10 protein-coding genes are annotated in these 11,650 nt (G+C 38.9%); 7 read left to right on the top strand and 3 right to left on the bottom strand.

Annotation, left to right across the window (positions count from 1 at the left end; all coding sequences use genetic code 11):
- The 4 genes from ACFPQ3_RS09770 to ACFPQ3_RS09785 form a co-directional block, all read left to right on the top strand.
- A partial coding sequence (locus ACFPQ3_RS09770; RefSeq protein WP_380434435.1) for an IS30 family transposase occupies positions 1–586 on the top strand: 586 nt, incomplete at its 5' end.
- Between the two features lie 96 nt (positions 587–682).
- A complete protein-coding gene (locus ACFPQ3_RS09775; protein WP_269747758.1) occupies positions 683–808 on the top strand; it encodes a hypothetical protein in 126 nt (41 codons plus the stop codon).
- Positions 809–1,029: 221 nt separating this feature from the next.
- Complete coding sequence (gene dapD, locus ACFPQ3_RS09780) at positions 1,030–1,728, top strand: 2,3,4,5-tetrahydropyridine-2,6-dicarboxylate N-acetyltransferase (RefSeq protein WP_156807109.1); 699 nt, start codon at positions 1,030–1,032, stop codon at positions 1,726–1,728.
- A gap of 48 nt (positions 1,729–1,776) precedes the next feature.
- A complete protein-coding gene (locus tag ACFPQ3_RS09785) occupies positions 1,777–2,904 on the top strand; it encodes an N-acetyldiaminopimelate deacetylase (RefSeq protein ID WP_156807110.1) in 1,128 nt (375 codons plus the stop codon).
- 561 nt (positions 2,905–3,465) lie between these two features.
- On the opposite strand, the gene ACFPQ3_RS09790 is transcribed toward ACFPQ3_RS09785, so the two are convergent.
- On the bottom strand, positions 3,466–4,794 hold the full coding sequence (locus ACFPQ3_RS09790; RefSeq protein WP_156807117.1) for an MATE family efflux transporter: 1,329 nt from the start codon (positions 4,792–4,794) through the stop codon (positions 3,466–3,468).
- A 303-nt stretch (positions 4,795–5,097) separates the two neighbouring features.
- Between ACFPQ3_RS09790 and ACFPQ3_RS09795 the strand changes: the two genes are divergently transcribed.
- Together ACFPQ3_RS09795 and ACFPQ3_RS09800 are read left to right on the top strand one after the other, a co-directional pair.
- Positions 5,098–5,643, top strand: a complete 546-nt coding sequence (locus tag ACFPQ3_RS09795; protein WP_156807111.1) for a 5-formyltetrahydrofolate cyclo-ligase — start codon at positions 5,098–5,100, stop codon at positions 5,641–5,643.
- Positions 5,618–6,307 carry a rhomboid family intramembrane serine protease gene (locus ACFPQ3_RS09800; protein ID WP_198039936.1) on the top strand — a complete coding sequence of 230 codons (690 nt, stop codon included), beginning with the start codon at positions 5,618–5,620 and terminating at the stop codon, positions 6,305–6,307. The genes ACFPQ3_RS09795 and ACFPQ3_RS09800 overlap by 26 nt, the downstream gene beginning before the upstream one ends.
- Positions 6,308–6,398: 91 nt before the next feature.
- On the opposite strand, the gene ACFPQ3_RS09805 is transcribed toward ACFPQ3_RS09800, so the two are convergent.
- Together ACFPQ3_RS09805 and tyrS are read right to left on the bottom strand one after the other, a co-directional pair.
- Positions 6,399–6,542: a hypothetical protein gene (locus ACFPQ3_RS09805; protein WP_156807112.1), complete on the bottom strand. Its 144-nt coding sequence runs from the start codon at positions 6,540–6,542 to the stop codon at positions 6,399–6,401.
- Between the two features lie 95 nt (positions 6,543–6,637).
- Positions 6,638–7,894, bottom strand: a complete 1,257-nt coding sequence (gene tyrS / locus ACFPQ3_RS09810) for a tyrosine--tRNA ligase (protein ID WP_156807113.1) — start codon at positions 7,892–7,894, stop codon at positions 6,638–6,640.
- Positions 7,895–9,058: 1,164 nt separating this feature from the next.
- On the opposite strand from tyrS, the gene pbp1b reads away from it, so the two are divergent.
- Entirely contained in the window at positions 9,059–11,578 is a 2,520-nt protein-coding gene (pbp1b, locus tag ACFPQ3_RS09815; RefSeq protein ID WP_156807114.1) for a penicillin-binding protein PBP1B, read from the top strand.
- Positions 11,579–11,650 lie beyond the last annotated feature (72 nt).

Here is an 11,650-nt window from a genome sequence, read left to right on the forward strand (position 1 = left end):
CGATTTCCCATGGAAGGGAAATCGCAAACCGAATGGTAAGGCCGAAAAACGTGGCAAGCAAGGTTTTCGGAGGGATATCCGTGAGCGTTCGAAAGTCTATCCAGAATTTGATAGTGAGTTTGGCCATCTTGAAGGTGATACTATTGTTGGTAAAAACCACAAAAGTGTTGTTATCACATTGGTAGAGAAGCAGTCTAAAGCTATTATCACGCTTCGAACAAAGGGGCGAAAAGCTAGTGATATTGAACAAGCACTAACTAGATGGCTCTCAAGATTTCCAAAACATCTCTTTAAATCAATGACCTTTGATTGTGGGAAAGAGTTCAGTAATTGGAAGACGATTTCTAACCAACACGATATTGATATTTTCTTTGCGGATCCAGGTTGCCCTGGGCAACCTGGATTAAATGGACACTCAAATGGGTTATTAAGACGTCATGGACTACCTAAACAAATGGATTTTAATGGCTTGTCTCAAAAAGTGTTATCAGCTATAGCTGATAGACGAAATAACATTCCTAGGAAATCACTAAACTATCAAACACCTTATCAAGTTTTTCTGAGTTACATAAAATGTCTAGCTTAATTTGACAATCTGGGATGTTATAAACAAGATTAAGGATACCTCTACTTCAATAAAACCTAAAACTTCTGCGAAGCCTAAATCTAAAGGAAAACGAAGATGAAAAAACTACTAACCATACTTATTCTAATGGTTTCCTGCCTCATTCTTTGGGGTGTTGGAAAACTTTACATTGCCTATAATATGTCTCACTATGCAGGTTACTATGTTCAACAGTTACCTTGAAAAGATGAGATCAATTTTAAGGTAATTATCGTTTCGTGTTGTTTTTGATGTACCATAGGATGACGCAAATGTAACTGAATTCAGTTGCAGGTTCAAACTGCTAAAATAAATCTATAATAATTCATTTTAGGTCCCCTTTTGGGCTTTTTATCTTTTAACTAGAAATTTCAGAAAATTCTGTTATAATAGGGCTTATAGTTTAAGGACAAAGGAGATTGATGATGACAGCGCAAAAAATGTCTGCTCAGGAAATTATTGCTTTTATTGGAAATGCTGTGAAAAAAACGACTGTAAAGGTAACGTTTGAAGGTGAATTGGCGGGAGCTATTCCTGCTGAGGTGACTAAACTTGGTAATGTTCTTTTTGGTGATTGGAAGGATATTGAGCCACTACTTGCGAACTTGACTGAAAATAAAGACTATGTGGTTGAGCAAGATGGTCGTAATTCAGCTGTGCCATTGCTTGACAAACGGAATATCAATGCTCGTATTGAACCAGGTGCCATTATCCGTGACCAGGTGACCATTGGTGATAATGCGGTTATCATGATGGGGGCTGTTATCAATATTGGTGCTGAGATTGGTGAGGGAACCATGATTGATATGGGAGCGATTCTAGGTGGTCGTGCAACGGTTGGTAAAAATAGTCATATCGGTGCTGGTGCAGTCCTTGCTGGTGTGATTGAGCCTGCTTCTGCTGAGCCTGTTCGTATTGGTGACAATGTGCTTGTCGGAGCAAATGCTGTAGTTATCGAGGGAGTGCAAGTTGGTAGTGGTTCAGTGGTAGCTGCAGGCGCTATTGTCACTCAAGATGTGCCAGAAAATGTTGTTGTAGCAGGCGTTCCTGCACGTGTTATCAAAGAAATTGATGCACAAACGCAACAAAAAACAGCGCTTGAAGACGCTCTTAGAAATTTGTAATAACTAAAAAGGTTGAGGTAGCTCAGCCTTTTCCCTTAAGGAGATAATATGTTAGATTTAATTAAAACACGTCGTGACTTACATCAAATTCCTGAGATTGGTTTGGAAGAATACAAGACACAGGCTTATTTGCTAGAACGCATTGCCGAAATCACGGCTGGCAAATCATTTGTGGAGCACCGTCTTTGGAGAACAGGGATTTTAGTCTTTTTACATGGTTCGTCTCCGATGAAAACTATTGGCTGGCGGACAGATATTGATGGTCTTCCGATTACAGAAAACACAGGCTTATCCTTTTCTAGTCAGCATGAAGGGCGGATGCATGCCTGCGGCCACGATTTTCACATGACCATTGCTTTAGGGCTTTTGGAAAAAATGGCAGAGCAACAACCAAAAGAAAATATGCTTTTCCTATTTCAACCTGCGGAAGAAAATCTGGGTGGAGCTAAGCTCATGTATGAAGATGATGCTTTTAAAGATTGGTTACCAGATGAATTTTATGGGCTCCATGTCCGACCTGATTTTAAAGTAGGTGATATTGCCACTAACCGTTCGACCCTTTTTGCTGGGACCTGTGAGGTTTATATTACCTTTAAAGGAAAGGGTGGACATGCAGCTTTTCCACATTTATCAAATGATGCCCTTGTCGCAGCAGCTTATTTTGTAACCCAAGTTCAGACAATTGTGAGCCGAAATGTTGATCCTATTGAGGGGGGCGTTGTGACTTTTGGTGCTATGCACGCAGGGGTGACAAGTAATATCATTTCTGAGACAGCCAGTCTTCGTGGAACCATCCGAGCCTTGACGCAGGAGATGAGCTTACTCATGCAGGAGCGTGTCAAGACCATTGCACAGGGCGTAGCGGCTAGTTTTAACATGGAAGTTGAAATCGAACTCCGTCAAGGGGCTTGGCTTCCTGTGGAAAATCAACCTGAACTAGCTGATGAGCTAATGGCTTTCTTTGGACAAAGTAGTGCTGTTAATCTGATTGATTGTCCACCAGCTATGACTGGTGAAGATTTCGGTTACTTGTTACAAAAGGTCCCTGGTGTTATGTTTTGGTTGGGGATTGACAGTCCATACCCTTTGCACCATGCCAAAATGAATCCAGATGAAAAAGCTCTGCCTTTTGCCATCGAGGAAATTTCAACATTTTTGAGCTATAAAGTCCAGTAAGATAAATTACATAAAGAGAGGGGAGGACAGAAGTCATGAGTTCAAAGAAAATGGCTTCCGTCCGTACTTTATTGTTTACATTTAGACTGAGGTTGGGACAAAATATCTCAACCTTCTCTTTTTATAATAATACCAGATGGGAAGTCCTATAACTGGACACTTCTTCATTTTTAAGGGGCCACCTAAAATAGTCCACGGGACTATTTTACTACCTCGCATCGTTAGTGGCCATTATACGGCTGTGGACGGTATTATGCCTAACTTCAAAAGGCCTTTAAGACTTTTTGGTTAAAGAGTAAGTGATAATAAAAAAGTGTACTTGTTTAAACATGGAACGACTGTTGGTCAAGTGGAATCATCTATTGAGAAATGAAATGAATGACAAAACGCGAACAAGCCCCTCATAGTGAGGAGCTTGTTCAGGAGATTTATGAAAAAGTGGGAAATTAGGAGATTTCCCAACCACTTAGGGAAGTGGTGATTAGGATGTTTATATAGTACCGTCTTATTATTAAGATAGGATTAAAAAAAACTAAAAATCATCTAAAACTTTCCTAAATTTTAGCTATATCGCAATTTTTGAGCCAAAATGAAGCTACTTGGAGCTAAAATGATAACACTTCCTAACCAAGCCGCAGGACTTGCACTAGCGACGCCGTAAAATCCAAAGTAAATCATACCGATAATGGCCACCCCTGCACGCATCATTAATTCCATAATACCTGCTAAGGTTGGAACAAAACCTTTTCCAAGACCTTGGATAAAGCTTCGGAGGATGAAAAGGATTGATAATATCCAATAGCAAGCCCCATTGATAATAAAGTAAATTAGGGCGAGTTCAAAGACTTCCTTGCTACCATTTGATAAGAAAAGACCAGAGAAGAATTCATGGAAACTTACTAAGATGAGTGCAAAAATAATGGACCAGATGATATTGATTACCAGAGATTGTTTAAGACCTTCTAAAATTCGACGGTATTGTTTAGCCCCGTAATTTTGAGCGGTAAAGGTTGAGACAGCAAGCCCTAGATTCATCATTGGTAACATGGCAAGTTGGTCGGTTTTACCGGCAATAGCCTGCGCTGCGATAGCATTTGTCCCTAGTTTATTTAAAACGACTTGTAAGGTGATAGCCCCAAGTGCTATGATACTAGCTTGAAAGGCCATTGGAAAACCTAGCCGTGCATGAACTTTTAAATTTTGCTTATCAAGACGCCAATCACTTTTGTGGATATGGAGCTGGGGCACCGCTTTTTTGATATGAATCATAAGGAAAATGACAGAGAAAGCTTGTGCAATAATGGTTGCTAGTCCTGCACCGAAGACCCCCATCCCAAAGTTGAGGATGAAAGTAAAGTCAAGAATGATATTGATAATACAAGCAATGATGAGGGCATATAGGGGTGTTTTAGAATCTCCTAGACTTCTTAGCACGCTAGAAAGGTAGTTGAAGAGAATAGTAAAAATCAACCCTCCGAAAATAGCTGTTAGAAAGTTTTGAGAATGTCCAATGAGATTCTTAGGTGTTTGCATTAATATCAGTAGTTGGTGCAGACCAAGTAGGGATAGGATACTTAGGATAATGCCGGTTAATAAAGCAAAAAATAGTCCGTGAACAAAACTCTGTCGAATACCAAGAGCATCTTTAGCCCCAAATTTTTGTGCGATGACAATAGCCAGGCCACTGGTAAGACCTTGAGCAAATCCTAAAATTAAAAAGGTAATACTCCCAGTTGCCCCCACACTAGCAAAAGCCTCTTTTCCGAGAGTGTGACCAACAATCATACTATCAGCAAAATTATAGGCCAGTTGAAAAAAGCTACCAATTAGCAGGGGAATTGTAAAAAGCAGAATAACAATAATCGGCTTTCCTTTAGTTAAATCTTGCATAGTTGCGGTTATTAGCATCTTGCGTATTATCAATTGACGCAAGCCTTTCTATAAAAATAAATAGCTTCGGTCAGTATTTTACGTCTTAAAAAAGAGAAATGCAAGGAGAAAGTTGTTAAAAGATGTCTTTTTTTCGTTTTTGTATAAATTTGTTTTTAAAATCCTTCAAAAAGTCGTAATTAGTCGATGAAAACGCTTCTTTTAAAGGGTTTTGAGCTGGTCTAAGGTGATGTATAAGTTTTGTATAAAAAGGGGACAACGATTTTTCATGAAAAAAGTAACAAATCATGATATGATGTGAACATGGACAAAAAGAAACTTAGGACGACAATATTAACGATGTTAAAGTCGCAAGATAGGGAGTGGAAATCACACTATGATAAACGATTGGCAGAACGCTTATTTTGTTTACCGATTTATCAAACAGCGACAACGATAGCAGTCTATCTTTCATTTGATTTTGAATACGACACCACTCTGGTGATTGAAAGAGCTTTGGCGGATGGAAAAAGGATTGTGATTCCTAAAACTTATCCAAAAGGCAAAATGATTTTTGTTGACTACGACCCGAAGACGCTAGTCACCTCTTCCTTTGGGGTGCCAGAGCCTGAGAGTAGTCAAGAAGTGGCTAAAGAGATGATTGATTTGGTGGTGGTTCCAGGTGTTGTTTTTAACAATCAGGGTTACCGCATCGGTTATGGCGCAGGATATTACGACCGTTATTTGAAGGATTATCAAGGTGAAACTGTCAGTCTCATTTATCCTAGTCAGCTCAGCTATTTTATACCACAAAAATATGATATTCCCGTGAAAGGATTACTTTATGAAAAATCTGCAACACATTTTTAAGCAAAATCCTATAATGGCAACGTTCTTGACTTTAACTATCGGTTATTTTCTTGTGATTCAGTTGATGTATTGGGGCCAGTCAACGACAGCTTTGGCGATTTTCAAGGCTGGTGGTGTCAATGGGAACTATTTGACACATTACCCGGCAGAGCTTTGGCGCCTCATCTCACCAATCTTTATTCATATTGGCTGGGAACACTTGATTATGAATATGGTATCGCTTTATTTTGTTGGGGCAATGGCAGAGCAGTGGTGGGGAGCTTGGGGCTTTCTAACGCTATACTTGTTATCAGGTATTATGGGAAATGTCTTCGTTGCGTTCTTCACTCCAGATGCTGTATCAGCAGGTGCCTCCACCTCGATATTTGGACTTTTTGCAGCGATTTCTGTCATTGGTTATTTTGGCAGCAATCCCTACCTCAGGCAAGTAGGGCAAAACTATCAACTCTTGCTGGGGATGAATCTGATTTTTAATCTTTTTATGCCTGGTATTAGCTTGGCTGGACATATTGGTGGAGCTGTTGGAGGTGGTCTTTGCGCTATTTTCTTGACAACTCGCTTTGATCCTTTTATATTTAAACCATCTCAGAGAATGCTAGCCTTGGTGGCCTATGTCGCTCTGCTCATCCTACTCTTAGAAATCGTTTTTGTGAGACCTTTATAAAAATGCTGTGATAAAAAGTTCATAAGTTGTTTGTTTTAATTCTAACGAATAGTGTTTTCAAGTACGATTTTCCTTAAGGCCGTCAATACCATCAGTTTGGTATTTTCTCATCTATTCCGTAATTGTATTGTCTGATATGGTACTCTTTGATTAACTGTCTAATTGACTGACCTTCTTGATATTTCAATACAATCTCTAACTTTTCCTCTACTGATTTTGGGCTTCTTTTTGACATAGGAAAACTCCCCTTATCGTTTCTAGTGACTTTTTGTTTTTTCACTGTCTACTGTAAGGGGAGTATATCAATTCCGCTGAGTTTTTTTGAAATCGTTAATAAGTTAAAACAGAGTATTTTTTCTTACCGCGGCGGATAACAGTGAGTTCGCCGTCGATTTTATCGGTGTCGGATAGAACGTAGTCAAGGTCTTGGATGCGTTCGCCATTGACATAGATGGCACCGTTTTGGACATCTTCACGGGCTTGACGTTTGGAGTTGACTATACCAGCAGTTACCAAGATTTCGACGATGTTCAAGTTATCTTCTGTCTGGACAGCATAGTTGGGAACATTGCTGAGACCTTGTTTGAGTTCTTTAGCTGAAAGATTTTTAATATTTCCAGCAAAGAGTTGTTCCGTGATATTGAGGGCTTGCTTGTAAGCTTCTTCGCCATGAACAAGGGTAACGACTTCGCGAGCGAGAACTTTTTGAGCTAAGCGCTCGTGACGAGCGGCATCAAATTCTTTTTCGATTTCAACAATTTCATCAAGTGAGAGGAAAGTGAAAATTTTCAAGAAACGAACGGCGTCATCATCCATAACATTGAGCCAGAACTGGTACATCTCGTAAGGTGAAGTCTTTTCAGCATCGAGCCAAACGGCGTTTCCTTCTGATTTACCGAATTTTTTACCAGTTGAGTCTGTGATGAGAGGTACGGTCATAACGTGACCAGTTTTATCAGCTTTACGGCGAAGCAATTCAGTACCAGCAGTCATGTTGCCCCATTGATCCGAACCGCCGATTTGGAGGGTCACATTGTGCTTGTCATTGAGTTCGTAGAAGTCGTAGCCTTGCATAATTTGGTATGCAAACTCAGTGTATGAAATCCCTGTTTCAATCCGTTTTTTGACGGAATCTTTACTCATCATGTAGTTGACAGTAAAGTATTTCCCAACATCCCGTAAGAAGTCGATAAAGCTCACTGAGCCAAACCAGTCGTAATTGTTGACCATTTCAGCTTTGTTGTCGCCGTTTTCAAAGTCAAGGAAACGTGATAGTTGACCTTGGATTTTAGTCACCCAACCATCAACGGTGTCTTTGGTTTGAAGGCTACGCTCTGCATCTTTGAAAGATGGATCCCCGATAAGACCAGTAGCACCGCCAACAAGGGCATAAGGCTTGTGCCCTGCTAATTGTAAACGACGTGACGTCAAGATTGCTACCAAGTGACCAAGGTGAAGACTGTCTGCTGTTGGGTCGTACCCAGTATAATAGGATACTTGCCCTTCTGTTAATGCTTTGACGAGGGCTTCTTCGTCTGTCGTTTGAAAGACGAGGCCACGTGCTTTGAGTTCTTCGAAAATGTTCATTGGCTTTCTCCTTTTTATCAAGATACAAAGAATCAGACATCAAAGTCCATCATACCTTGCTCATTTTATAAAATTTAGATTATTATATCAAAAAATAAGGAAAATAAGCAAGCTGAGCAACAAAATCTAGAAAAAATTTGGAGATGATGTTGCTAATGGTTTTTAGCATTTTTTCTGAGTGTTTTTCTTGGGAGTATGTGCTATAAAAAATAGATAATAGCAGTGCTTATTAAGGTTTGCTTAGCTATTCTTAACGTAATCTTATGAAATAATGGCCATATTCTGTGATAAACTTATATGCTATGCGCAGAATGAACTGTCTTGCCTAAATAATGTGGAAAAGATAGGCAGAAATGAAAATAAATCAAGAAATCACCACCAAAATTTAGGGCTTGATTAAAAATTGGGTGTCCTAGATAAGAAAACATATGGGGAAAAGTTAAATCCTGATCTAACTATGCTCAGATAAATGGCCCCTACGATACTGTAGTTTTAGTAGCAAAAAAATACGTATAATTTTGCATCCAGTGTGTTTGCTATAGCAGAATGCGCCAAAGCTATGTGTGTGATATAGTATTCTGTCAGCTTATACTTTCAATATGATGGCCCTATTCTTATGTTGTCTACGGTTTTATTCAAAGTGGAGGTGGCTATGCTGTATCAGAATCTGCTATGAGGTGCGTGACATTTTGTAGATGTAACTGTAGCGACAAATGCAAGTAACACAAGTGTTGTTTTGTATATAAATGATACTTATGTTGAAGCTGATGGCTCTGCTATAAATCACCAAATAGACATTTAAAAAACTTTGGAAAACGGGCTGAGAAGCAACGATTGTGTGATTTATTGTTGGTCAATACTGGAATCGTCAAATAAACGTGTTCTATTATTTCTACATATTTGGTTTGGGGGAGTCTGTGCTGAGTTTTGGATAGTTAAATTATACAGGATTTTAAATGATTTAGAAGATAAAATGGCACATAGGATTTGGTTGTCTGTTTAGTCTGTCTGGCATTTTTTATTGAATCAGAGTAGGTATTGCTGAATCTCTAAAAAAAATGTAGTATCATCCAAAGAATTGATAACCGTTTAGAGAGTGTGTGAACGGCATTGCAAATTGTTAATTTCTATCTTTTTTTGATATAATGAACGATGAGGTATTTTATGAACAAATGGAAAAAGAAGTTTGCTGATTTTTGGCAAGGTTTGAAAAATAAAAATGACTCTAAAAATTCATCGCGATCATCAAAAAAAGCTGAACGCTATAATTGGAAAGATTATGGATTGGTTTTTTTGAGAACGTTAAAGCTCTTGGTTGATTTCTCTTATTTGATTCTTGCCTTGGTAAGTTTGTTAGGTGGGGGAATTGGACTTGGTTATCTAGCTAGTCAAATTGATAATGTTGAGTTTCCAAATTCACAGGAATTAATAGCACAAGTTAGTGATTTGACGAAGATTTCTCAGATGACCTACGCAGATGGTCAATTGATTTCAAAGTTAGATACGGATTTACTACGGTCACCTGTTGAAAGCTCGGCTATTTCTGATAACGTCAAACATGCGATTGTAGCAACAGAAGATGAAAATTTCAATGCTCATAAAGGGATTGTTCCGAAAGCTATTTTTCGTGCAACTTTAGGATCAGTTCTTGGGATTGGTGAGTCAAGCGGGGGCTCAACTTTAACGCAGCAGTTAATTAAACAACAAATCTTAGGAGATGACCCAACCTTTAAACGTAAGGCTACTGAAATTATCTATGCTTTGGAACTTGAGCGACACATGGACAAGGATGGTATTCTGACAAATTATCTCAATGTTTCCCCTTTTGGCCGTAATCATAAGGGGCAAAATATTGCTGGTATTGAAGAAGCTGCGCAGGGGATATTTGGTGTCTCTGCGAAAGATTTGACCATTCCGCAAGCGGCTTTCTTAGCTGGTTTGCCACAGAGTCCAATAGTCTATTCACCTTATTTACCAACTGGGGCATTTAAATCAGACGAAGATATGGCTTGGGGGCTTACTCGTCAAAAAAGTGTTCTCTACAATATGTATCGCGCAGGCATTTTAACAAAGGCAGATTATGAGAGTTACCTTGCTTATGACTTAAAACAAGATTTTAGGCAACCGGAAGCAAGGATGGCTGATAGTCACGACTATCTTTATTATGCTGTTTTAGAAGAAGCTCAGAAAATTATGTATGATTATCTTGTCAAACGTGATAAGGTACCTGAGAATGAGCTGAAAAATGACGCCACAAAAGAACTTTATCAAGAACTAGCCTATCAAGAATTATCACAAGGTGGTTATACGGTCAAAAGTACTATTAAACCAAATATTTACAATGCTATGCAAAATGCGGTTGCTAATTATGGACATTTACTTGATGATGGTACAGGCGAAGTTCAAGTAGGAAATGTACTACTTGACAATAATACAGGTGCTATTTTAGGATTTGTTGGAGGACGCAATTACGCAACTAACCAAAATAACCATGCTTTGGATGCTTTACGTTCACCAGGATCGAGCATTAAACCCTTACTGCCATATGCTATTGCTATCAATGAAGGTTTGATGGGAAGTGCAAGTATTGTTTCCAATTACCCAACGACCTACTCAAGTGGACAACCGATTTATCACGTTGGTGATTTAGGGACTAAAATGATTACTTTACAAGAGGCGCTCAATATTTCATGGAATATCCCAGCTTTTTGGACCTATAAGATGTTACGTGACAATGGTGTAGATGTAGAAGCTTATATGGAAAAAATGGGATATGATATCAAAGAGTACGGCATAGAGAGTCTTCCTCTAGGAGGCGGTATTGAGGTATCTGTTTTGCAACAAGCTAATGCTTATCAGACTTTAGCAAACGGAGGAGCCTATCTAAAACATTATATTGTTGAGTCTGTGACTGCCAGTGATGGTACTGTTATCTTTAAACATGAACATAAACCTGTTCAAGTATTTTCTAAAGCGACAGCAAGTATTATGATGCATTTGCTAAGAGGTCCGTTAACCTCAGGTTACACAACGCGTTATTTAAGTGAGTTGCGAGGAGTCAATGGAGGACTTGCGAATGCTGATTGGGCTGGTAAAACCGGAACGACAGATGACTATACGGACTCTTGGCTCGTTGTGACAACACCTGGAGCTTCCTTAGGATCTTGGATAGGTCATGACGATAATACACCACTGGCATCTGGGACGGGAGTGACAAGTATGGCATCTTATTTAGCACATTTAACGAGTGCCATTCATCAAGCAGATCCATCTGTCTTTGAGGTCAATAAGCGCTTTGAATTAGATCCAAGTGTGATTGGATCGACTGTGCTCGCTTCAACTGGTTTGAAACCTGGAAGTGTTTTGGTAAATGGAACTAGTTTCACGGTTGGTGGTCAAACGACGACAAGTTATTGGGCTAAAAATGGAGCACCAAGTATGACCTATCGTTTTGCGATTGGGGGGACAGACAGTGACTATGCTAAGGCTTGGAGTACCTTTATGCCAAATGATTCCAATAAAAAGAAATCAAACTCCTCGACAAGCAATAGTAACAATAATACTAATAATAACACCAACAATAATAACAATAATAACAATAATAACAATAATAACAATAATAATAACAATAATAACAATAATAATGATGATAATAATAGACAAAGTAATCAATCAGACAACTAGTAGGCAATCAGAAACAATTTAATAAAGAATTTAAGGCCAAATAGTTGCTTCTGTCAAGAAAATATGATAAAA

The organism is Streptococcus caledonicus (assembly GCF_042656225.1).
In the GTDB taxonomy this organism is placed as follows: Bacteria; Bacillota; Bacilli; order Lactobacillales; family Streptococcaceae; genus Streptococcus; species Streptococcus caledonicus.